Annotated in this window: 21 protein-coding genes and 2 tRNA genes; 3 read left to right on the top strand and 20 right to left on the bottom strand. The window is 43.6% G+C overall.

Annotated elements, in window-relative coordinates:
• Positions 1-3: 3 nt before the first annotated feature.
• The 9 genes from RUMTOR_RS04305 to RUMTOR_RS04355 form a co-directional block, all read right to left on the bottom strand.
• On the bottom strand, positions 4-669 hold the full coding sequence (locus tag RUMTOR_RS04305; protein WP_004845904.1) for a YesL family protein: 666 nt from the start codon (positions 667-669) through the stop codon (positions 4-6).
• Between the two features lie 236 nt (positions 670-905).
• A tRNA-Gly gene (locus RUMTOR_RS04315) sits at positions 906-976 on the bottom strand.
• A 510-nt stretch (positions 977-1,486) separates the two neighbouring features.
• A complete protein-coding gene (locus RUMTOR_RS04325) occupies positions 1,487-2,785 on the bottom strand; it encodes a putative ABC transporter permease (RefSeq protein WP_004845907.1) in 1,299 nt (432 codons plus the stop codon).
• Positions 2,786-2,936: 151 nt separating this feature from the next.
• Entirely contained in the window at positions 2,937-5,471 is a 2,535-nt protein-coding gene (locus RUMTOR_RS04330) for an FAD-dependent oxidoreductase (protein ID WP_004845908.1), read from the bottom strand.
• A 23-nt stretch (positions 5,472-5,494) separates the two neighbouring features.
• Positions 5,495-6,133, bottom strand: a complete 639-nt coding sequence (locus RUMTOR_RS04335; RefSeq protein ID WP_009243390.1) for an endonuclease III domain-containing protein — start codon at positions 6,131-6,133, stop codon at positions 5,495-5,497.
• A 19-nt stretch (positions 6,134-6,152) separates the two neighbouring features.
• Positions 6,153-7,328: a putative ABC transporter permease gene (locus tag RUMTOR_RS04340; RefSeq protein WP_004845910.1), complete on the bottom strand. Its 1,176-nt coding sequence runs from the start codon at positions 7,326-7,328 to the stop codon at positions 6,153-6,155.
• Between the two features lie 2 nt (positions 7,329-7,330).
• A complete protein-coding gene (gene rpiB, locus RUMTOR_RS04345; RefSeq protein WP_004845911.1) occupies positions 7,331-7,771 on the bottom strand; it encodes a ribose 5-phosphate isomerase B in 441 nt (146 codons plus the stop codon).
• A 123-nt stretch (positions 7,772-7,894) separates the two neighbouring features.
• Positions 7,895-8,551 carry an HAD family hydrolase gene (locus RUMTOR_RS04350; RefSeq protein WP_004845912.1) on the bottom strand — a complete coding sequence of 219 codons (657 nt, stop codon included), beginning with the start codon at positions 8,549-8,551 and terminating at the stop codon, positions 7,895-7,897.
• Between the two features lie 55 nt (positions 8,552-8,606).
• Positions 8,607-10,760 (bottom strand): Tex family protein, encoded by a 2,154-nt coding sequence (locus RUMTOR_RS04355; RefSeq protein ID WP_004845913.1) that lies wholly within the window; start codon positions 10,758-10,760, stop codon positions 8,607-8,609.
• A gap of 240 nt (positions 10,761-11,000) precedes the next feature.
• Here RUMTOR_RS04355 and RUMTOR_RS04360 point away from each other — a divergent pair, with 240 nt between their 5' ends.
• Complete coding sequence (locus RUMTOR_RS04360; protein ID WP_004845915.1) at positions 11,001-11,888, top strand: RluA family pseudouridine synthase; 888 nt, start codon at positions 11,001-11,003, stop codon at positions 11,886-11,888.
• Positions 11,889-11,998: 110 nt separating this feature from the next.
• Positions 11,999-12,072 (top strand) — tRNA-Arg (locus RUMTOR_RS04365).
• A 129-nt stretch (positions 12,073-12,201) separates the two neighbouring features.
• Here RUMTOR_RS04365 and trpS read toward each other — a convergent pair.
• The 10 genes from trpS to RUMTOR_RS04415 all read right to left on the bottom strand — a co-directional run bounded on the left by trpS (position 12,202) and on the right by RUMTOR_RS04415 (position 22,373).
• The gene (gene trpS, locus RUMTOR_RS04370) at positions 12,202-13,287 is read right to left on the bottom strand and encodes a tryptophan--tRNA ligase (RefSeq protein ID WP_009319945.1); all 1,086 of its coding nucleotides are present in this window, start codon (positions 13,285-13,287) and stop codon (positions 12,202-12,204) included.
• A gap of 98 nt (positions 13,288-13,385) precedes the next feature.
• A complete protein-coding gene (locus RUMTOR_RS04375) occupies positions 13,386-14,093 on the bottom strand; it encodes a phosphatase PAP2 family protein (protein ID WP_009243394.1) in 708 nt (235 codons plus the stop codon).
• A gap of 128 nt (positions 14,094-14,221) precedes the next feature.
• Complete coding sequence (locus tag RUMTOR_RS04380) at positions 14,222-15,148, bottom strand: diacylglycerol/lipid kinase family protein (RefSeq protein ID WP_004845920.1); 927 nt, start codon at positions 15,146-15,148, stop codon at positions 14,222-14,224.
• A 74-nt stretch (positions 15,149-15,222) separates the two neighbouring features.
• Positions 15,223-15,837, bottom strand: coding sequence for a TetR/AcrR family transcriptional regulator (locus RUMTOR_RS04385; protein WP_004845921.1), 615 nt, complete (start codon positions 15,835-15,837; stop codon positions 15,223-15,225).
• A gap of 73 nt (positions 15,838-15,910) precedes the next feature.
• On the bottom strand, positions 15,911-17,704 hold the full coding sequence (mutY, locus tag RUMTOR_RS04390; protein WP_004845922.1) for an A/G-specific adenine glycosylase: 1,794 nt from the start codon (positions 17,702-17,704) through the stop codon (positions 15,911-15,913).
• Between the two features lie 148 nt (positions 17,705-17,852).
• A complete protein-coding gene (locus RUMTOR_RS04395) occupies positions 17,853-18,677 on the bottom strand; it encodes an amino acid ABC transporter ATP-binding protein (protein ID WP_009243396.1) in 825 nt (274 codons plus the stop codon).
• On the bottom strand, positions 18,661-19,371 hold the full coding sequence (locus RUMTOR_RS04400) for an amino acid ABC transporter permease (RefSeq protein ID WP_004845924.1): 711 nt from the start codon (positions 19,369-19,371) through the stop codon (positions 18,661-18,663). The genes RUMTOR_RS04395 and RUMTOR_RS04400 overlap by 17 nt, the downstream gene beginning before the upstream one ends.
• Positions 19,372-19,596: 225 nt before the next feature.
• Complete coding sequence (locus RUMTOR_RS04405; RefSeq protein ID WP_004845925.1) at positions 19,597-20,487, bottom strand: ABC transporter substrate-binding protein; 891 nt, start codon at positions 20,485-20,487, stop codon at positions 19,597-19,599.
• 216 nt (positions 20,488-20,703) lie between these two features.
• A complete protein-coding gene (locus RUMTOR_RS04410) occupies positions 20,704-21,531 on the bottom strand; it encodes an undecaprenyl-diphosphate phosphatase (RefSeq protein WP_004845926.1) in 828 nt (275 codons plus the stop codon).
• Positions 21,525-22,373, bottom strand: a complete 849-nt coding sequence (locus RUMTOR_RS04415; RefSeq protein WP_009243397.1) for a Cof-type HAD-IIB family hydrolase — start codon at positions 22,371-22,373, stop codon at positions 21,525-21,527. The genes RUMTOR_RS04410 and RUMTOR_RS04415 overlap by 7 nt, the downstream gene beginning before the upstream one ends.
• A gap of 152 nt (positions 22,374-22,525) precedes the next feature.
• On the opposite strand from RUMTOR_RS04415, the gene RUMTOR_RS04420 reads away from it, so the two are divergent.
• On the top strand, positions 22,526-23,590 hold the full coding sequence (locus RUMTOR_RS04420; protein ID WP_009243398.1) for a cell wall hydrolase: 1,065 nt from the start codon (positions 22,526-22,528) through the stop codon (positions 23,588-23,590).
• 134 nt (positions 23,591-23,724) lie between these two features.
• Here RUMTOR_RS04420 and RUMTOR_RS04425 read toward each other — a convergent pair whose 3' ends face one another.
• The gene (locus RUMTOR_RS04425; RefSeq protein WP_009243399.1) at positions 23,725-24,132 is read right to left on the bottom strand and encodes a zinc ribbon domain-containing protein; all 408 of its coding nucleotides are present in this window, start codon (positions 24,130-24,132) and stop codon (positions 23,725-23,727) included.
• Between the last annotated feature and the right edge of the window lie 14 nt (positions 24,133-24,146).

A 24,146-nucleotide genomic window follows, 5' to 3' on the forward strand; every position in this document is an offset into this window, starting at 1 on the left:
ATCTTATTCTTCCATATCGGTTCTTTCTTCTTCGTCGCCGCCTTCCGCCTTTTCATCAAATACACGGAACACTCTTCTTAATATACAGGAATTAATAAAAGCAAGAATACCTGTTCCCGCCAAGATCCAGACCGGGATCGTAAGCATAAGGATTCCCGTATTCCACCACGACAAAACAACCGCTCCGACTGTCAGCGCTGTCATCAAAATTGTATAAGGTAATTTTGCCACCGTTAAAAGGAGCGCATTTTTCAGCGTAGCCCCTATCGTATTTTCATATCTTGCAGTCAGCGCAAATGAATAAATCGTTACTGAAATCAAAAAAAATGCAAGCAGTAAAAAAATACTTTTAAACACCATTCCCAGTGTCCCCGGCATCATTTCCGATATTCTGTAATCAACAAAACAAACGCCTCCGCACAAAAGCAATATAAGCCATATGATTGTACTTTGCTTAAAATTCAACTTAAATGCATGAAGAAACCCTTTAAATATATAACCTTCTTCATTTTTTACAAGTTTCAGCATTACTGTATACAACGCTGTTGTCGATGCTCCGATCGTAATGATCGGCAGTGAGCAAACAAGCCACAAAACATTCAGACACACGATATCGCAAATCTTTGAAAGCACACGCATAATACCGCTGTCAGTAACATCACCCCGCATGATCCGCCTCCCGTTTTTTCTATTGTAAACTACAGTATAGCACAGAAAAGCCTGTATAGCACAGGCTTTTCACATCTTCTTTCGGATAATCACCGGAAGCGATAAAAGATGCGTTCCGGAATCGCAAGCAGCCGTCAAGTTCCCAGGCAAGTCCGGGATTCGGCTCTTCGCCGTTACAAAAAAACAGTCCAACCACAACGGCTGAAACCGGCTGAACTGTTACGATAAAAAAATAGAGCGGGTGATGGGAATCGAACCCACGTATCCAGCTTGGAAGGCTGGTGTTCTACCATTGAACTACACCCGCGTCATCTCTGACACAAGTAGTATACTACCACATGATAAAGATAATTGCAAGAACTTTTTTACTTTTTTTATTTTATTTTTTTATTTGCTTTTTTATTGAATCTTTGTTATAAGATTAAATAGATTTTCACAAATCGAAATCATATAAAGGAAAATATTCCGAATAACCAAAAAGGAGTTGTGTTACTTGAATTTATCACAAATCGCACGTTTACAAGCTTTAAAAAAACATCTGGAAACTTTTCGTAAAAATCACCCGAAATTTCCTTCTTTTTTGAACGCGGTGTCTCATAACGCTTTGGAAGAAGGCACAGTGATCGAAATCAGCGTCACATCGCCTTCCGATAAAAATTATGTTACAAACATAAAATTGAGGCAAGATGATCTGGACTTTCTTCGCGAACTGCAGTCTCTGAATTCCAAATCATAATTTCCCGGCGAAGGGCCGCACATCAGCAAAAACCGGAAGCGCCAAAAGGCACATTCCGGTTTTTTGTTTTATCTGTTTTATTTATTTCGCTATTTTCAGATTTTCATACCGTTTCTCGATAAACTGATCCGGGAAATACTCATCTAACTTTTCAGCGATAATCCCGTTTCCTTCTTTTCCTTCCTGACGTTCTCCGTAACGCGCCAAAGCGGCAAATGACAGCGCCATATCCGCCGTCAGAACAACAAGCAGCAAGGAGCAGATGATACGTCCCGCCTTTTTCGGCAATCGTTCGATCTGTCTTGACAAAAACGGGTAAACCGCTTTCATCCAGATAACGGCGGCAAATCCCCAGAAGAAACAATACAACAGGTTAATTCTTCCTCCCAGATTAAACGGGATCTTACTATAATCCCAGAACACTGTTCCAAAGGCAATCTCCGTAAAAACACTGCATATGTATTCATATGCGCCCCCGAGTATTGTTCCGAAAAGGAATATAAACCAATTACTCTTATCACGGTATCTATATAAAATCCATGTCAGAAGCGCACATGCAATTCCCCACACGATACTGAACTGACCAAACACAAGACTGCTGCGGCTCATAAGACGCCCGGTTGTAATAAGGCAGAATATCGTCTCTACTATATCCCCGATAAATGCTCCGATGATAAACAGACTCGCCAGTTTAAAAAATCCGCATCCTTCCGCAAATTTTTCTTCCTGTTCAGCATCTTTTTCAGTCTCAATATTCGGAAATGCCTTTACCAGTCTTTTCTGGATCCGTTTTGTCAGAGCGTTTTCAAGAAATTTAGACGTTTTCTGCAGCTCTTCCGTAATCTGCTCGATCCGACCTTTCTTTCTTTTCAATTCAAGAACCGCAATTCCCGAACCGAGACCATCCGCAATAAGCAGGCCTAAAAGCACCCATAAGATCACTTCTCCGATCAAACGGGGTATCATATTGACAAGACCGCAAAAAAACGGATTCAGGAAGTAGATCATCAGTACACTGCACACGCCCCATAAAGCAGATACCCGCAGACAAATGTAACCGTCCAGGTGAAATTTCTGATCTGAATAATCCCACCACTTTTTATGCAGTATCTTTTCCATCAGCCTTCCCGTAATATATTCTACGAACGAAGTAACGATCATTCCGCCGATAAAAAGAAAGATCAGATTTTCTTTTAATTCCGGCAAAAACACCGCCACCGCCACCGCTCCCGTTCCGTAGATCGGGCAGAGCGGTCCCGCGATAAATCCCCTGTTGACAAACTTGTGCCTGTTAACCGCCGCAACGATGACCTCGCCGCACCATCCGATAAATGAATAAATAAAAAAGATCCATGCCAGTTCATATATTGTGTTTACCATATTTTCTCTTTTGAATTCCTTTCCCGCACATCTTTTTTGCAAAGACGCAGTTTCAGATGCACCTTCGATAAAAATAATCCCCCCGGACACGGTTTTATACGAGACTCTCACTCCTGCCCGGGAGGCGCCGCTTTATGTGATGCGTTCTTTTCTATCCGAGCACATCTTTATACAGGGCATGTTTTTCCAATGCCTCCGTGGTTTTGACCATATCGGACAGATCTCCGATCATGATAACGCCTGCAAGGCGGTTGTTTAAAAAGTAATATTTACTGTATCTTCCTTTTCCCATATCTTTAAATTCTGCCGTCTTATAAAGCAGATTCGGATTTTTCCCGTTATCTCCGGCTGCGAAAAGAGCCGTGTTCATCCCATGGAATGTCAATGTCGGAGCTGTCGCCGCATACTCAATCTGATCCCCTGCCGCATTTGCGCCCGCGATACGTCCCTGTTCGGAAGCCTCCGGCCAAACAGCATAGTTTGCCCCGTTAAATTCCGCACAGTCACCGCATGCATATACGTTCGGAACACTCGTTTCCATCCGTTCGTTCACTTTAACGGCACGGTCCGCATCAAGTCCGATCTCCTTAGCCAATGCTGTATTTGCACGCACTCCCGCCGATACAACGACAACTTCCGCAGGAATCACCTGACCGTCAGACAAGCGGACTCCCGATACATGTCCGTCTCCTTCCACTGCTTCCACGGAAACGCCCGTACTGATCTTCACACCGCTCTTTTCGGCGAACATCCTCAAAATGTCCGAAGCGTTCTCGTCAAGCTGACGTCCCATAAGAATCGGAGCAGCTTCTAACACTTGTACATCAATCCCCGCTTTTTTCAGTTCCCAGGCAGCTTCCAGACCAAGCACACCGCCTCCGATCACAACCGCTTTCGCCGCATGTTCCATCATTTTTTCCAGTTTTTCCACATCTGCAAGGCGGCGGATCGCAACTACTTCCGGCAAAGAACTTCCTTCGATCGGAGGTATAAAGCACTCGCTTCCAAGTGCATAGATCAGTCTCGTGAAATGCACTTTCTCTCCGCTTTCAAGAATCACTTCTTTTTCATTTACATCGACAGACGCCACTTTCTTTCCTAACATTTGGAACACTTTGTTTTCTTCATACCATGACGGATCTACGATCGCGATCTGATCCGCGCTCAATCCTGCCACGATCGACTTTGTCAGCATCGGACGGTTGTATGCCGGATACTCTTCATCGGAAATGATCGTAACAGCTCCCGTTTTATCACGTTCCCTTATCGCCTTGGCAGCGTTAAATCCTGCCGTTCCGTTTCCGAGGATAACATAATATTCTTCTGTATTATTCAAAACGGCGCTTTCTTCTGCTTCAACTTCTATAAAATTCTCTTTTCCGACTCCGCACACCGGACATATCTCGATCGAAGAATCGAAAATTTCTCCGCAGACAAGACATTTCACAAGCGTTCTGGCGCCTTTTTTCTTCGGCTTTACAGGTTCTTTGTTCTGCACGATGCACCCGAACTGATATCCGTACTCATAAGCGCTCACAAGATCCGCTTCCGATGGTTTAAACCGAACGCGGAATCCTTCCGATACTTTCATTTTCAGTTGTTTCAGACGCTGCGTAATATTCGGCACTCCTTCTCCGCTCCAACCGTAGCTTCCGAATGCGCCGGCATATTTTCCTCCGTGAGTAGCCGGAAACATTGCAAGTGTAAGATCCCATATCGGCTTGAGCGCTTCTCCGACAATCGTAGGAGTTCCAAGCAATATTCCGTCCGCAAACAAAAGTTCTTCGTTCACTTTCTCTGCGTCTGCCTCAACCATGTCATAAGACCTGACGTCGATATCGCCGCTGTCTTTGACTCCTTCCGCGATTTTTTCCGCAAGCATCTTCGTGTAGCCATATGCGCTCACATACGGGATAATAACTGTTTTTTTCTCATTCGGATTGACCACTGTCGACCATTCTCTGTATTGCTTCATAACCTGTCTGATCCGATCTCCTACGAGAACCGGTCCATGCCCCGTACAGATCATGGAAATATCCATTGTTTCAACACGGTCGAGAGCTTTAAGCATAAAAGGTTTGAACGGTCCGATAATGCAGTCATAATAATATTTCAAAGCACTTTGATAATCCGCCTCATTTTTAATCTCACTTGATACGACTTCCGGGAGGCAGTAATGTGCACCGAAAGAATCACATGTTACAAGAATCTGTTCTTCCTCAATAAAAGTGTACATCGTATCCGGCCAATGAAGATTCGGAACAAACAAAAACTCAAGCGTCTTATTTCCGATCGTCATCTTCTCTTTATCCCTTGCCGGAATGCCGACAAAATCCCGGTTTACGATCTCTTTCAGGAAACCGAGCGCACATCCCGTAGCGATCACCTTCATCTGCGGACTATAATCGAGAAGGCGTTCTACGCTTCCGGCATGATCCGGCTCTGTATGACTTACAACAAGATAATCGATTTTCCGAATGTCGATCACTTCTTGAAGATGTTCCAAATATTCGTCAAAAAACTTCGCTTTTGCAGTCTCGAAAAGAACTGTTTTGTCCCCCGCCTTCATCACATAAGAATTATAAGTTGTACCGAATTCCGTATACATGATAATATCAAATACTCTGAGTTGATCGTCAATAATACCTGTCCAATAAAAATCATCTCTTAATTTCAAACTTTTCATTTTCTGCCTCCTCTTTTTCTTTTTTATGAAACTCCGTTTTTCTTGCAAATATCCGCCAGACAGCACTTCTCGCAGTACGGCTTTGTCCTTGCCGTACACACATCCCGCCCGTGGAAGACAAGCCTGTGACAGAAATCGCTTCCCTCCTGAGGAGGAATGATCTTCCACAATGCCATCTCGACCTTTTTCGGTTCTTTTATCCCATCTACGAGTCCGATCCGGTTTACAAGCCGGATACAATGCGTATCTGTCACAATCGCAGGTTTCCCGAACACATCGCCCATGATAAGGTTTGCGCTTTTTCTTCCGACTCCCGGAAGTTTCATCAGCGCGTCAAAATCATCCGGCACTTTCCCTTCATACTCATCCCGGATCATCTTCATACAGCCGCTGATATCGCGCGCCTTGCTTCTGCCAAGACCGCACGGACGCACAATTTTCTCAATCTCATCTACATCCGCTTCCGCCAAAGCTTCCACTGTCGGATATTTTTCATATAACCCTTCCACCACTACATTGACACGGGCATCTGTACACTGTGCCGCAAGCCGCACACTGACAAGCAGTTTCCATGCCTGATCATAATCAAGCGTACAGCCGGCGGACGGATATTCTTTTTTCAGCCGCTCGATCACCTGTAACGCACGCTGCTTTTTTGTCATCTTTGGTATCCCTCCGCTATCATTTCTCATCCATATGTTTTCTCAGTTCGGCAAGAGCTTCCGAAAATCTTTTTGACACAGCCGTCGGATTGCCTTTCAAATGTCTTGCTGCACGGATATAGCTTCTGTCTGTTCTGTCGTGCATCTTCGTCATCTCCCGGGAAATATTTTTCTTGATCTTCGCATATTCTTCCCGTTTATCTTCGCCGATCAATTCGTCAACCTTTGATGTAAATTCTTCCTTCATCAACAGTTCCGCCCTCTCCGACAATCTTGCAAGAAGACGCTGTCTCTCTTCGCGCCTTGCATGAACACGCGCCAGATATTCTTCTTTGCGTGAATTGATTTGTTCGCGGCGTTTCTTCTTTTGAACTTTGATCTCTTCTTTGTATCCCTCTACCATTTCTTCTGCGCGCTGACGGTAACTGTCCATATGCTCTTCTGCCAGTTTTTTGTAATCTTCCGCCATTTCTTCCGCACGTCCGCGGTAATCCTCTACATGTTCTTCTACACGCCTGCGATAATCTTCTACAAACTCACCTGCGCGCTGTCGATAATCTTCCACAAACTCACCTGCGCGCTGTCGATAATCTTCCACAAATTCTTCAGAAGCGACTTTTAATTTCTCCTGTATCTTCCTGATCTGTTTTTTGCTTTCTTCAAGCTGTGCAAGAATCCGCTTCAGATCCATCGCATCATTAAACGACTGCGTCACATCGACCGCCGCCGCAACAGTCAGCACAAATGCGATACCCTCCGCAATAATCGTCGGAATCTTCAGCACCGCTCCCTCGATCGGTACATGAACAAACTTAACAAGTAAAACGGAAAACAATCCCCACCCCAAAGACGAGGTAAGACAAATATATCCGTTCAGATTAAATTTCTGATTGCTGTAATCCCAGTATTTCACATTGAAAAGTCTCTCCATAACCGCCCCTGTAACGTATTCCAACAGCGTTGCTCCAACCATGCCGAATAAAAAGATCAACGGAATACTGTCTCTGACTCTGATCGTACTGATCAAGACCGCAAGCGCTCCGAATCCATAGATCGGCAGCATCGGCCCGTACATAAATCCGCGGTTTACCCAGCGGCGTTTCCGCACAGAAACAAAGCAGCATTCCCATACCCAGCCGATAAAACTGTAAATGAAAAAGAACAATACCCATTGTGTCAGATGATATGACTGCATGTTTATTTCTCCTCAATCGCTGTAATCAGGTCAACTCTTCTTTGATGACGTCCTCCTTCAAACTCAGCGTCAAGCCATGTCTCTACGATCATTTTCGCAAGCTCCGCTCCTACCACACGAGCTCCGAACGCCAGGATATTACAGTTATTGTGCACTCTTGCCATCTTTGCCGTAAACGGCTCGCTGCAAACCGCGGCGCGGATTCCTTTTACTTTATTTGCCGCAAGAGAAATTCCAAGACCTGTTCCGCAGATCAGGATTCCCTGTTCAACCTCGCCTGCTGCCACTGCTCTTGCCACGATTTCCCCGTAGACCGGATAATCACAGCTCTCGCTTGAATTTGTTCCGTAATCTACTACTTCATGTCCTTTTTCTTTCAGGAAACTAATGATTTCCGCCTTTAATTCTAATGCTGAATGGTCATTTCCGATTCCGATCTTCATATTCTTCTCCTTTTCTTTTCCACTTTATTTTATTTACATGCTTCTTTACAATAAAATTGATTTCTCTATCATCATAACAAATCCGGCGCTGTGATTCAATAAACCTAATTTACAAAACGCTCTTTAGAAAGCCGGTTCTGTCAAACAATTTTTATAAAATATTTCCTCAAGTTGTTCCGGTTTCCCGGCGCGATAAGTCGCATCCGCTTCTGTTTCCGGTTCGCCCCATACCGCATGAACACAATCCACTCCCGCATTGAGGGCGCATGCCATATCTGAAGCGCTGTCTCCGATATAGACGGTTTCTTCTTTCCGCGCTCCTGACAGTTCCATATATTTCAGCAGCGGCTGTGCCGACGGTTTATGCTCTTTCGTGTCATCGGCACATATGCATATCGAAAAATATTTTCGTATCGGAAGCTGATCAAGAACAAGCTCCAGTTCCTCGCGTGTTCTTGATGTTACGACACCAAGCGTACTTCCTTTTTTCTCCAGTTTTTCCAGAAGTTCTTCTATTCCGTCAAAAATGCGGATCATATCGATGTTCTTCTCTTCATTTGCCACCCACATTTCGACTGCGCCCGGGATTTTTTCTTCTTCCACCCCGAGAAGATGCATATTTTTCACAGATGTATTAGCCAGCACAAACTTCAGATCTTCTATCTCGTACCGCTCTCCTTTTACCGTCATGAGCATCTCCTGCAATGAATATAATATGCAGTCTCTCGTATCGATCAGTGTTCCGTCCACGTCAAAGACAATATGTCTGTATTTTGCCATTCCTATACCTCCCGCTGTCTTCTCAAATCTTTTTTCTTCTTTCTTTTTTCGTTTTTCAGGAAATTCCTCTCATCGTAAGCTGTATCCTCTTCTTTTTCATATCCACGCTCATCACCTTTACATCCACAACGTCTCCGACGCTCACTGCCTCAAGGGGATGTTTGATATAACGGTCTGTAATCTGGGAAATATGTACGAGACCGTCCTGATGAACTCCGATATCCACAAACACGCCGAAATCAATGACGTTTCGCACCGTTCCTTTCAATATCATTCCTTCTTTTAAATCTTTCATTTCCAGTACGTCCGTTCTAAGAATCGGTTTTGGCATCTCGTCACGCGGGTCGCGCGCAGGCTTTTCCAACTCTTTTACGATATCGCGCAGGGTGATCTCGCCGATTCCTAATTCTTCTGCCGTCGCTTTATAGTCTTTTATCGTAAGAGATAATCCCGCCAGATTATGAGCCGCCACATCTTCCGGTGAATACCCCTGCTTTTGCAAAAGGCCTTTTGCCGCTTCATATGATTCAGGGTGGACGCCCGTACCGTCAAGCGGATTCTCTCCGTCGCGGATTCTCATAAATCCCGCACATTGTTCAAACGCTTTCGGCCCAAGTTTCGGCACTTTCAGAAGTTCTCTTCTGCTCGTAAACTTTCCGTGCTCCTCTCTGTAGGCTACAATATTTTTAGAAATCGCCGAACTGATTCCCGAAATGTACGATAAAAGCGGCGCAGACGCCGTATTCAAATCAACGCCGACTTTATTAACGCAGTCCTCTACGACTCCCCCAAGCTTTTCTCCCAGTTTCTTCTGATTCATATCATGCTGATATTGTCCGACGCCTATCGACTTCGGATCGATCTTCACAAGTTCGGCCAATGGATCTTGAAGTCTTCTCGCGATGGACGCCGCGCTTCTTTGACCTACATCAAACTTCGGAAATTCCTCACTTGCAAGCTTACTTGCCGAGTAGACAGAAGCTCCCGCTTCATTGACGATCACATACCGAACCTGCTCAGGTATCTCTTTCAAAAGTTCCACGATAAACTGTTCTGATTCACGGGAAGCAGTTCCGTTTCCAAGCGAAATAAGTGAAATATGATATTTCGGAATGATCTTCTTTAGCAAGTCCTTACTTGCCTTGATCTTCTGCGGAGTCGTCGGAGCCGTCGGATAAATGACCGTAGTTCCGATCACCTTTCCCGTCGGATCGACAACTGCCAGTTTACATCCCGTACGAAACGCCGGATCCCATCCAAGCACTACTTTCCCCGCGATCGGCGGCTGCATGAGAAGCTGATGCAGATTTTTCCCGAATACGTCGATCGCTCCGTCTTCCGCTTTCTCCGTCAGTTCATTTCTTATCTCCCTTTCGATCGCAGGCTCGATCAGACGTTTATAACTGTCCTCGACAACTTCTTTTAAGACCGAAGTCGTATACGGATTATCATTTACGATCGTCTTTTTCTCTAAATATCTCAGAATATCTTCCTCCGGAGCCTCTACTTTGACCGTCAGTATTTTTTCTTTCTCACCACGGTTCAGCGCAAGAATCCGATGTCCGGCAAGCTTTTCAACCGATTCTTCAAATTCGTAATACATCTCGTAAACAGATTCTGTCTCCGGATCTTTTGCTGTAGAAACGACTTTTCCTTTTTTCATCGTCGTTTTTCTGATCCATGTACGATAATCCGCATTATCGGAAATGATTTCCGCAATAATGTCTTTTGCTCCGGCGATTGCTTCTTCCTCTGTCTTTACTTCTTTTTCTTCCGAAATATATTGCTTTGCGGTTTCTTCCAAAGGTTCTTTTGCCTGCTGCAGCATCATATACGCTGCCAAAGGCTCTAATCCTTTTTCTTTCGCGATCGTCGCCCTCGTCCGCCGCTTCGGACGATATGGCCGATACAGATCTTCCACTGTCACGAGCGTCTCAGCTAAAAGGATCTTCTCTTTGAGTTCTTCTGTCATCTTTCCCTGCTCTTCAATGCTCGAGATCACCTGCTCTTTCTTCTCTTCCAGATTTCTCAGATAGAGAAGTCTTTCATGAAGCTTCCTAAGCTGCTCGTCGTTGAGTGACCCGGTCGCTTCTTTTCTATATCTCGATATAAACGGGATCGTATTCCCTTCATCGATCAAAGTTACCGCCGCGTCAATCTGCCAGCGGTTCACATCAAGTTCTTCTGTCAGTTTTTGATTGATATCCATTTATAAAAATCCTCTCTCTAAATTAATTCACAAACAGCATTATACATAGTTTACCACACACGTACATTCCATTCCACCTTTTCCCGCGAACTTTACACGACTGCTTTACATTATTGACCGGTCTTGTCTGTCTTTGTTATAATATATGACTGAACTGACGCAATACAAAAACAGACATGCGAAACCCGGCATATAAAAATTGCCGCCTCGTTTTGCGCGCCGAAACGAAATGGAGAAGTTATGGAACGTACGATCACATATAAAATAACCGACAGCGGACAAAACATCCGTATTGACAGTTTTCTCCGAAAGCACGGATATTCCATGCAAAATCTGACACTTCTTAAAAAAATGCCCGAAAGCATTTTAAAAAACGGAGAATGGTCTTATATGCAAACAACACTTCAGGCAGGAGATATTCTGACTGTCCGCATTCAGGAAGAAACTTCCTCTCCGAATATTCCCGCTGTCAATCTGCCGATCGATATTGTCTATGAAGATGAAGATATCATAGTGATAAACAAAGCTGCCGGAATGCCGATCCACCCTTCTCTTAACAACTATCGAAACTCTCTTGCAAACGCGCTGATGTGGTATTATGAACAACAAAACAAACCTTTTATTTTCCGCTGTACAAACCGTCTTGACCGGGACACTTCCGGTCTGACTGTCGTTGCGAAGCATATGGTCAGCTCTAATATCTTATCTTCCATGACCGCCCGGCATCAGATCGAACGGGAATATCTCGCCATTGTACGCGGACACGTCACTCCTTTTGAAGGAACGATAAATGCTCCGATCGGACGAACCGGAAGTTCTCTCATCGAACGGAAGATCGATTTTGAAAACGGCGAACATGCAATTACCCATTACCACACAGTTTTTGAAAAAAACGGGCTTTCACTCGTTTCTCTTATTTTAGAAACAGGCCGCACACATCAGATCCGAGTCCATATGAAACACCTCGGATTTCCTTTGATCGGAGATTATCTGTACAATCCGGATATGGAACTGATCGACCGGCAGGCGCTTCACTCTCACTGTCTTCGCTTTCTCCATCCGATAACCGGAAGACAAATGACATTTACCGCCGATCTGCCCGAAGACATGGCAAGATTGTTTGCCTGAGAACCCCTTGAAAATCATTCTTTAAAATTATTTATTTTTTATTCCAAAAAGGGTTGACATATTTCAAAACCTATAATATAATAAATTTCGCTGTGAACGAAACAGCAAATGTGCGATTAGCTCAGCTGGATAGAGCGTCTGGCTACGGACCAGAAGGTCGGGAGTTCGAATCTTCTATCGCACGTACGAAAAGAGATGTTGCTTATGCAGCATCTTTTTTATTGTAAAATAATTCTTGATCAGGCTCGGATTTTCCCCGTCGCCGACAAAAAAACTCAGAAGAACTTTCTCCTGAGTTTTTTGATATCATTTCTTATTCTGCAAACTGTTCTGACTGCGCTTTAATCAGTTCTGTATCGTCAAAGTAATTGATCTTCATTGCAGCTTTTACTTCTGCAAGTGTCTGTGCTGCAACCGCTTCCGCTTTCTCGCTTCCCTTTTTAAGCATCTCATAAACCGCCGGAATATCTTTACTGAATTCTTTTCTGCGGTTCCTGATCGGCTCTAACTCGGCCTGAAGCACATTATTCAGAAAACGTTTCACTTTCATATCTCCGAGTCCGCCGCGCTGATAATGTGCTTTCAGCTCGTCCAGATCCGAATATTCCGGCAAAAACTCTGCAAAATATTCCGGTCTGCAAAATGCATCAAGATAAGTAAATACTGTGTTTCCTTCCAGTTTTCCCGGATCTTCCACCCGGATATGAGTCGGATCGGTAAACATACTGAACACTTTCTTCTTAATCTCCTCCGGCTCTTCCGACAGATAGATACAGTTCCCGAGTGATTTGCTCATTTTCGCTTTTCCGTCAATTCCCGGAAGCCGCAGACAAGCCTGATTTTCAGGGAGAAGGATCTTCGGATCTATAAGTGTATCCCCATATACGGAATTAAACTTATGAACGATCTCTTTTGTCTGTTCGATCATCGGCATCTGATCTTCGCCGACCGGAACAGTCGTCGCCTTAAACGCCGTAATATCCGCCGCCTGACTGATCGGATATGTGAAAAATCCTACCGGAATACTCGTCTCGAAATTACGCATTTTAATCTCTGTTTTTACAGTAGGGTTTCTCTGAAGTCTTGACACCGTCACAAGATTCATATAATAAAACGACAGTTCACATAACTGCGGAATCTGCGACTGGATAAAAAGCGTCGATTTTTCCGGATCAAGTCCGCACGCAAGATAATCCAAAGCGACTTCAATAATATTGCTGCGCACCTTTTCCGGATTATCCGCATTATCCGTCAGCGCCTGAGCATCTGCGATCATAATAAAAATATCGTCGAACTCTCCCGTATTCTGAAGCTCCACACGTCTTCTTAACGATCCTACATAGTGTCCCACATGAAGTCTTCCTGTCGGACGGTCACCTGTAAGCATAACTTTTCTCATAATGTTCATTCCCTCTCATTTCCCATTTTCGCTCCTGTCGAAAATGTTCCTGTTAAAATTAATCTATCTTTATCCTGTTTATCTTTACCGCTGCTCTTTTATTTATTATGAGCGGCAATCCGCTTCTGCTTTGAAAATTTTTGTTTTGAGAGCTGAGGTATCATCTTCTTTTCCGGCTCATAGACGACTTTATAAAGTACATACGCCATAATCACCGCTCCGAATACGTCCAGAACAGAATGTTGTTTCAAAAACATCGTTGCAAGAATGATCAGCGCCGCCAATATGTACGCCGCATTGCAGACAGCTTTGTGTTTTTTCAGTTTTTCACTCTCATGGACAGCGATACACACGCTCAGCGTATTAAATACATGCAGACTCGGGAATACATTCGTACATGTATCCGCACGATACAGCATCCGCACCATATCCACAAATACATTATCTCTCTCAAATACGACCGGACGAAGATCCTGCCCATTCGGAAATATCGTCGATATGATCAAGAATATTGTCATACCGGTAAACATAAACTTCGCCATTTTATAAAATCCCGGTACGTCCGTAAAGAAAAAATACACAAATGCAGCCGCGATAAACGCAAACCACATCAAATACGGAATAATAAAATATTCAACAAACGGAATCCACATATCAAACTGCGTCTGGATCACATGATAGTTTGTCGTTACATGCTTTTCCAAAAGCAAAAACCACGGCATGTAGATAAAAATATACAAAAATACCCACGCATGTTTATACTTTTTCAGCCAGCTTCCGAATTTACCACTTTCTTTTTTGCCCATTACACGACTGCCCCTTTTCATATGCAATCTTTTAATCTTTGCGATTGCAACGATTATAGCACGATTTAAAATGTACAACAACCTTCTTCATAAAACATTTAGGAAACATTTATTAAATTTTCCGGCTGTTATCCTGCAATGATATGCAATTTTTCTTCCAGTATCTCCACCGATGCCTTATATCGGGAAAACGCCGCCTCTCCGTCTGTATGGATCGGAAGGCTTCGCTGCGCCTCAACCGATACCGAAGGACTCCGAATGATCGTAATTTCTTTTGCTCCCGTATGTTTCCCAAAAAACGCTCTCGGCAACAGCCACACCGCCTTCAAAGGAGACATATGGTGCGCTATCACGATATCGATGCAGCCATCCGTCACGGACGCCTCCGGGGCAAATCGAAAACCGCCGCCTTCATATGGAAGATTCATAAAAGCCACAAAAAGAGTTTTTTCAAACATCTGTTTTCTCCCGTCAGGCAGCGTTACCGTCAACTTTGTCGGCCGGTCTTTTTTCAGACGGTCAAGGGCAACTACTGCGTAACTTAGTTTACCCAGCCCTATTTTATTCAGCCGCTTTTTCCATTGTGACACGCACACTTCATGACAGACTCCTGCGTCGAACCCCATCCCTGCGCTTACAATAAATCTCCGGCTTTTTCCTTCTCTTGAAATCTGTCCTACATCGGCAGAAATCACTTTCTTCGGAGATAATACAGATTGAAGTGCTTTCATCGGATCTTTCGGAAGTTTTAATCCCCGCGCGAAATCATTGCTCGACCCTATAGGGATATACCCAAATGTTATCAGATCCGGACGTTTTATCCCGTTTACGACTTCATTAACTGTGCCGTCTCCGCCTAAAACAACAATCGTATGCCGTTTATCATCTGCCGTGATAAACGCCGCCGTCTTAGCGGCATGACCTCTTCTTTTTGTCAGATATACACGGTAATTTATATGTCGTGCCTTCAATTCTGATTCTATTTTCTGCCATGCTTTCATTCCCATTCCTGAACGCGCTTTCGGGTTTATAATAAAATCATATTCTTTTTCCATTTTTATTATCTCTTATCTATTGTTCCTTTTATAAGCTCCGTCCGCTTTTTATGTTCTGTTTTGTTTGTCTTTCGTCAGCGAACCGCTTCGCGAAGCGCCCCGTCGAGATAACATCTAAGCGACCGGCTCATATTTCCTTCAAAATCAGCCTTTCCATGCTTAATGCACCACTCAAACACATTCCCGATTACGATCATCCTGATATCTGTCGTAAATTCTTCGATCGGCTCATTCAATACTGCGACGCCTGCCTGCACTGCCTTTTCGACATAAGCTCTTACTGTCACGATCGGATACGGACGTTCTGTACGGATATCTGCATTCAACGCCTGGTTTTTCGTATCATAGTAACCGGACATAAACTCAACTCCAAGTTCACGGCAGTATTTTACATAATTCAAATACACTTGGATAATACCGTCTTTTACTGCTTGTACGCTGTCCGGAAGTTCCAAAAGATTCGGTTCGATCTGAGGCTGATCTTCTATATAGTAAGAAAGAAGATCATCTTTTGTCTTAAAATGGTGGTAAAAGCTTCCATTGGAGACACCCGCCTCCTCACATATATTTTTGATAGACAGTTCCTCGTATCCGCCCTTCTGCAAAATGCGTTTCGCTGCCTTGAATATTTTTTCTTTCGTCTCCCGGGATTTTTGCTGCTGTCTTGAGATCTGTTCTTTTTCTTTCATCCAAGCACACTCCTGTCTGTTCTGACTTCATTCAATACATACAGCAACAGTTTACCACAGTATCTCATACATTTCAAGAAAACCGAGTGTGCTCTACAAACTTATCAAATGCAGACGGCATCGCATACTCTTCCTCTAATTGTTTTATCTTTACAAATATATTTTCCGATCCATCCGCTCCGTTTTCCACACACATTTGACCGACGTTTGGCGCCGACGTTTTTTCCAGTTCATCGACCAGCAGTTCATATCCTGTCATATGCCATTCTACATGGCTGAAAATATGTTTTGCCGTTCCAATCCGTTTTACACGTACCGGAGTCAGCCCTGCCGTCTGCGCATACCCGATCACTTCCTCTGTCCTGAGGTGCCCTTCCACATTCGGAAATTCATACATTCCGGCAAGGAGTCCTTTTTGAGGCCGTTTCCTGATTGCCACTTTTTCATTATCCCGAAAAATAAACACCGTCCTCTTTTCTATTCTTCTTGCTTTCGCCTTTTTCTTCACCGGGAAATCCATTTCCCGTCCTTCCTTATGTGCTTTGCACAGCGCTTCAAGCGGACAGGCGGCGCATTTCGGCTCTCCGTTCGGAACACAGACGATCGCTCCCAACTCAATCAACCCCTGATTAAAATCACCCGGCGCATCTTTCGGGATGATTTCTTCGATCAATTCTTCTACTTTTGATCTTACAGCCGCCGTTTTGATATCACCCTCATCTGCCGTAAGCCTCGATACTACGCGCAGAACATTTCCGTCTACTGCGGGTTTCGGAATGTGATAAACAAATGATCCGATCGCTCCCGCAGTATAATTTCCGATTCCCTTCAGCGAACGTATTTCTTCATATGATGAAGGAAACCTTCCTCCGTATTGTTCCATAATCTGACACGCCGCAGCTTTTAAATTGCGGGCCCGGTTATAATACCCCAATCCTTCCCACAGTTTCAATAACCTGTCTTCCTCGACAGATGCAAGTGCGCTCACATCGGGAAGTTCACTTAAAAAGCGCTCATAATAAGGCTTTACCGCCTCCACCCTCGTCTGCTGAAGCATAATCTCCGAAATCCACACTCTGTATGCGTTAATCCTCTTTCTCCACGGAAGATCACGCTTATTCTCACGAAACCACTCTACAAGAGGCCGGACAGATTCTTTTAAGATCGGATTGCCTAGAACGACGTCTACCGCATCGCTCAGCTCGATCGCATCGCTTGTCACATCACAGTCATAGGCAAGCACTTTTACACCTTCCTTTGCCGTCTTTTGAAGCGCTTCGGCAAATTGAGGATGTGTCTCTGTATTCGGCGTGAAATAACGCACGCCTTTCATCTGGATCACAAAAAACACATATGCCTCATATCCATTCTTCTTTGCATCGGAAAGCTCTTCCAGATGTTTTACGGCTCGTTCGCTTGGCGCATCCGGGAAGCGGCACACTCCGTTTTCTTCTAATGTCACACCTTTGATCTCAATAAAAATCTTTCGGATTCCCCCGTTTTGATCTTCCGCTTCCACATACAGGTCAAAACGAGAATTTTTGTATACGGTTTCAGGCCGGATCAAAGTCACATTTCCAAAAAGATTTCCCTGTTCAATCCATTCTTTTACAACCTTATTCGGAATCTGAGAGTCCATATTGATCATTCGACTGCCCTTTTTTACGGCAATCAAGTCCCACCTTGTCTTTCTGGACGGATTATCGCTTTCCTGAATATAAATATCTGCTCCCGGCCGAAGAAGCTCGGCGCATCTTCCTGTATTTTTCACATGAACCGTTTCCTTTTTCCCGTTTAATTCTGCATAGGCAATAAACCGGTTCGGACGTTCTATAAACTTCGCCTTATAAATTCGATCGTATCTCATTTTCCACCTCGCTTTAAATAAAAGCAAAAAGTCTGCTTCGGACTTTTCATTCTTTCAAAAACAAAAAGCAGAGTTTCTCATCCACCCTGCTTTTCATATGTTCTTCTGTGCACAGACATGTACACGTTTTTCAACTTACAGATTCTTTTTACAAAATCTTCGACAAAAATTCTTTCAGTCTCGGATTCTTCGGATTGCCGAAAAATTCTTCCGGTTCAGCTTCCTCAACAATCTGCCCGTCATCCATGAAGATCACTCTGGACGCAACCTCTTTCGCAAATCCCATCTCATGAGTGACTACAACCATCGTCATTCCTTCCTGAGCCAGCTTCTTCATCAACTCAAGAACTTCTCCGACCATCTCCGGATCAAGCGCCGATGTCGGCTCGTCAAACAGGATCACATCCGGATTCATTGCAAGAGAACGAATGATCGCAACTCTTTGCTTCTGACCTCCCGACAATGTAGACGGGTAAACGTCCGCTTTGTCTTCAAGTCCGATTCTTCCGAGCAGTTCAAGAGCCTGCTTTTTCGTCTCGCTTTTGATCTGTTCTTTTGTCGTTGTAATTGGGATAAGTTCTTCTTTTTTGCTTCGGAATATATTTTTAAACCGGATCATTCTGTTTTTATTTTTTGCTTTTTTCAGATCCTTGCACTGCAAATATGCCGGAGCCATCATTACGTTTTGAAGAACTGTTTTATTATTGAACAAATTAAAATGTTGAAATACCATACCCATATGGCGGCGATGCACGTTGATATCGACTTTCATATCCGCGATATCGACTCCTTTAAAAACAATGCTTCCGGATGTCGGATCTTCCATACAATTTAAGCAGCGCAGAAACGTACTTTTTCCGGAACCTGACGGTCCGAGCACCGCGACAATGTCGCCTTTATTGATCGTGATATTGATACCTTTTAAGATTTCAAGATCACCAAAGCTTTTTCTAAGATTAATTACGTCTATCACTCTTCTTCAGGCTCCTTTCCAATAATTTTACAAGCAGTGTCACAACAAGGATCAATGCAATATAAATAAGCGCCATCACGAGATACGGAACCATGAATTCATAACTGTTTGTTCCGATATAGTTAAACGCCACATACAGATCCGCCGCGCCTACGAAACTTACAACCGATGTTTCTTTGATAAGCGCGATAAATTCGTTTCCGAGAGTCGGAAGAATATTCTTGACAGCCTGCGGAATGACAATCTTCATCATACTCGCCCCGAAACTTAATCCGACTGCACGTCCCGCTTCCATCTGTCCTGCGTCTACCGATTGGATTCCGCTTCGCATAATTTCCGAAATATATGCGCCGCTGTTCAATCCGAACACAAGCATCGCGACCTGAACTCCCGTTATGTTCCATCCGATGATCGGAAGAAGTACATAATAAAATACAAGAAGCTGCACAACCATCGGCGTTCCTCTGAACATCGCCACATAAACGCTGCATATACCGTTCAAAACTCTTGGGAGCACTTTATATTTCGGCAGCACCCTTGCCGTCGCGATAACAGTCCCGATCAAAATACCGATGACCAGACCGACAATCGCAATAAGGACTGTGTTCTGCAAACCTTGCACCACTTTTACATAGCCGTTTTGATCGATAAATATTTCTATAAACTTATCTACTTTTGCACTAAAATTACCCATTACTTTCCTCTTTGCTTTCTTCTCTCAAACGTCCAAAGAAAGGAAAACGCCGATATTTTCCGTTTTCGGAACATACCTGTATTTCCCTTTCTGATTTAATACTGTTTTCTATTCTTTTTGCAAAACTCTCAGTCCGAAATCATCCGCTCAATCGTCCGTTTCATTTCATACTGTTTTGAAATCCTCTTCTGTATTGCGCCGATTGCTCATTCTGCTTCCGAGAACTTATTGCATTGCATTAATCGCTTCTGTGATCGCTGTAGCCGGAGCTGCATCGATGATCACATATTTGATGTTTCCGTTCAGCATATCCTGAACCGCAAGTGATCCGCTCTTATACGGCTGGCATGTAGCCGGAAGTCCTTCAAATCCGAAAGCTTCGTCTCCTTCGATGTAGCTTTGCGCTGTCGTTCCCTGCTGTACGCCGATCTTATCTTCTTTTTTCAGTTCGCCAAGTTTTGCCGCAACTGCATCTGCATCTTTCAGATCGTCGAATGTATCGTCATCGCTCGGAACGATCAAACGCTGTGACGCCTGATAATATGTATCTGAGAATGTCACATATTGTTTTCTTTCATCATTGACTGTAAGTCCTGCGATAGCGATATCACATTTGTGCTGTCCTACAGAAAGACATACCGCATCAAAATCCATATTCTGGATTACAAGTTCTTTTCCAAGCTTTTCCGCAAGAAGAGCTGCCAGTTCCATGTCGATTCCGACATATTTATCGCCTTTTGTATACTCAAACGGCTCAAACGCTGCATTTGTGGCAACTACAAGCTGATCTTTCGACTCGTCAAGTTTTGCGGATTCTACTGCTGCCGGCTCTCCGCCGCCGAAATACTTGTCACAGATCTCATCCAGCGTTCCGTCTTCTTTTACTTCTTTTATAAATGCGTTTACCTGTTCAACAAGTTCCGGCTGATCTTTATCAATACCGAACGCATACTCTTCATTTGTAAGATCAACGTCGATCACTTTCGCCGTTTTCGCGCTGCTTCCTTTATCTTCTTCTTTACCGTCTTCTTTGCTTCCGCAACCTGCTGCCAGTCCGGCAACAAGCGCCGCACTTAAAACTACTACTAAAAACTTTTTCATTTTCGTATTTTTCATTTTCGCACCCTCCGTTTATAATTCCATTGCTCAATGCTGAATAACCATGCATTCCATGCACTACATTCTAACACGTTCTGCATAAAAATCAAGCTCTTTTTTTAATTTTTATGCATTCTGTTTCAGTTTTTATGTATATTATGCGTTACTTTATGCATAAATCTTCATTCTTTATACAGGTTTTTTGCAAAATACACATTTTCGCCGAAACAATTCTTATGCAAGCAGCGTCTTAATACCGAAGTAAAGAAGCACAATGACTCCCAGTACGATTCTGTAGTAACCAAACACTTTAAAATCATGTTTTCTGATATACTGCATGAGGAACTTGATCGCAAGGATGGAAACCGCAAACGAAACGACCGTTCCCAACAAAAGCAGAAATACCTGCATACCCGTGAAATTTAATCCGAATTTAATCAGTTTCAAAAAACTTGCGCCGAACATCGCCGGAATTGCAAGGAAAAATGTAAATTCCGCCGCAACTCCTCTTGATACTCCTATGAGAAGCGCTCCCACGATCGTCGCTCCCGAACGGGATGTTCCGGGGATCAGCGCCAATGCCTGAAATACGCCGATGATCAAAACCGTCTGTATCGTAAGCTGAGAAAGTTTTTCCACTTTCGGCTGCTTATCTTTCTGATAGTTTTCGATTACGATAAACAGAATACCGTAGATGATCAATGTCGCGGCAACAACATATGAATTGTTGAACTTTTCTTCTATAAAATCATTGAACGGAAGCCCGATCAGCATTGCCGGAATCGAACCTATGATCACTTTGACCCACAACTGGATCGTCAACATCTTCTGTTTCTGGGTTTTCTTCGGTGAAAACGGATTCAGCTTATGGAAATACATAACGACAACCGCCAGTATCGCTCCAAGCTGGATCACAACATAAAACATGTCAAGAAACGCCTGATTTTGTTTCAAATGCAGTAATTCTTCCAACAAGATCAGATGCCCCGTGCTGCTGATCGGCAGCCATTCCGTGATTCCCTCCACAATACCGAATATAATTACTTTTAATGCTTCTAACATCTTGCTTCTCCTCCTCCGAGAACAAATCTTTCAATCGCTTGCGCAACGCCGTCCTCTTCATTTGACAGTGTGATATAATCTGCAGCTTCTTTCACCTGCGGCTCTCCGTTTGCCATTGCGACGCCGAAACCGACTTCTTTCAGCATCACGGTATCGTTATCTCCGTCTCCGAACGCCATGATCTCTTCCCGCTTAATACCAAGCCTGCTTCCGAGATTGACAAGTCCTGTTCCTTTATTGACTCCCGCCGCGTTCACTTCTATATTATAACGAAGAGATCCGACCAGTTCCAAATCCTCATGACGGGCAAGTTCTTCCCACGCACGTTTTCTCTCGGACATATCCGCAAATAATGCCTGCGTTTTATCGAGACCTCTGTTTTCTCTGTCTACCAGTTCAAAAATATCATCCACCGGAATACGGGTTTTACGCATATATTCCCACATATTCGGATTTTTGTGATATCGTTCCACAAACTCCATTTTTTCTGCCGGAGCATATCCCTGTCCATCAAAATATACCTCTTGTAGAGTATCATATTTTCGACAAATTTCCAACGCCTTTTTCGCTGATTTGACAGACAACAGATGTTCTTCTATTACATTTCCCGTACGAGTGTCGATAATCCTTGCTCCATTAGACGTCAGCGCATAATTCATACCCGGAAATTCTCTCAATTCTTCCGGAACTCCCATCCACGGACGCCCCGTAGCTACAAGTACGACGATTCCGCTTCTGATCGCCTTTGCAAGAACTTCTCTTGTCCGCACAGTCAGTTCTTTTTTATCCGTCAGCAATGTTCCGTCCAGGTCAAGTCCGATCATTTTTATCTTATGCGTCATAGATATACCTCTTTCTTTTCCGTTCTGTCTTTCGCCGCTTTTAAAAGCGGCCTTCTCAGCCTTTATCATATCAAAGTTTGCCAAATAACGCAATTTGTAGTATAATGATTATTCAGCACTTAAAAAATGCTTCAAGAAAGGAATTTAAAGCTATGAAATTCTACAAAAAACGGTGGATACAATCAGGCATCATCCTGATCAGTTCTCTCGGAATTGTACTTTCAGTTTTTCCTTCATTTGCAGATGACAACATTGACAATTTAAAAGGACAGACTTCTGCACTCGAAAGTGAATTAGACGGTATCAACAAAGATATTCTCTCTTTGAGCGAAGAGATCTCTGCAACAGAAATGCAGGTTGAGATCTTAAACGGTGAGATTGCCCGTACTTCCGATGCACTTGTCGAAGCTGAAGAAAACGAAAATGAGCAGTATGAAAATATGAAATCCCGTATTAAATATATGTACGAACACGGGAACGCAACACTGCTTGAGATGCTCTTTTCGGCGGAAAACATGGCAGATTTTATAAACAAAGCTGATTTTATCGAAAATCTGAGCGAATATGACAAAACTGCCCTTGACGATCTGAAAAATATTTATAAAAATATCGAAGATCAGAAAAACACATTAGAAACTCAGCAGGATTCACTTCTTGATCTGAAAGATGAACTTAAGAAAAAACAGACGGAACTCCAGGAAAAAGCAAAGGCGACTTCAACAAATCTTACGGAAGTACAAGCCAAATTAGAAAAAGCAAAGGCTGAAGAGGCTGCCCGCCTTGAGGCAGAGCGACTGGAGCAGCTCCAGCAAAACGGCGGCTACGACGATACTATTACAAACAACGGCGGACAGATCGACGCTTCTGCGGATGACGTCACACTTCTTGCGGCGATCCTGCAGTGTGAAGCTCATCAGAACTATGATTCTCTGCTTGCTGTCGCAACTGTAATATTAAACCGTGTGGAAAGTCCTCGTTTTCCGAATACGATCAGAGGAGTTATCTATGCAAGCGGACAGTTTGAACCGGTATGGACAGGTCGTCTTGACGCTGTTCTGAAGAAAGGTCCGACCTCTTTATCTATGCAGGTTGCGCAAGATGCGATCAACGGCGCAAGACTTGCGGCAGTGGCAGACTGTTATTATTTCCTCTATGCAGGATCTACAAACCGACCGGGAGTCAACATCGGAAATAACCTTTTCTTCCCTAGCTGGTAAAGATATCGTTATTGAAACCGAAAACAAAATCCCCGTAACAACGAACTCTTCCAAAAAAGTCAGACTTTTTGGAGCAGTTCATTGTTACGGGGATTTCTTACTTTTCAGTTCTATATTTTCGTTGTCTGCACAGCTTAACTTTTCTTTATAAAAGTCGTGCCGCACTTCGGACATCTTACTTCAATTTTCCCTTTGCCCTTCGGGATGCGGATTTTTTGTTTACATGACGGACATGTATAAATGTGGTACACTTTTCTCTGCTGCCAGATGTTTTTTTGATTCTGAAACCAATTTCTTATCTTGTATGTTTTCATAAGATATGCCTGATTTTCTGCGTACCGCTTCTGTACATTTCTTGAAAATATCCGAAAATAACAGTAGATCACGACTCCCCAGCCGAAAATATATAAAAGCATGCTCACCGCGGTTTCTCCGAAAAACGCCGATAAAAGAACTACCGCCAATCCCGTGATCAGAAGAAACTTCGATAATTGATCGATACCGTATCTGCCCTGCATAAAACGTATTAATTTTTCTTTCATTTCCATCCATCCTT

Source organism: [Ruminococcus] torques ATCC 27756, from assembly GCF_000153925.1.
Classification (GTDB): domain Bacteria; phylum Bacillota; class Clostridia; order Lachnospirales; family Lachnospiraceae; genus Mediterraneibacter; species Mediterraneibacter torques.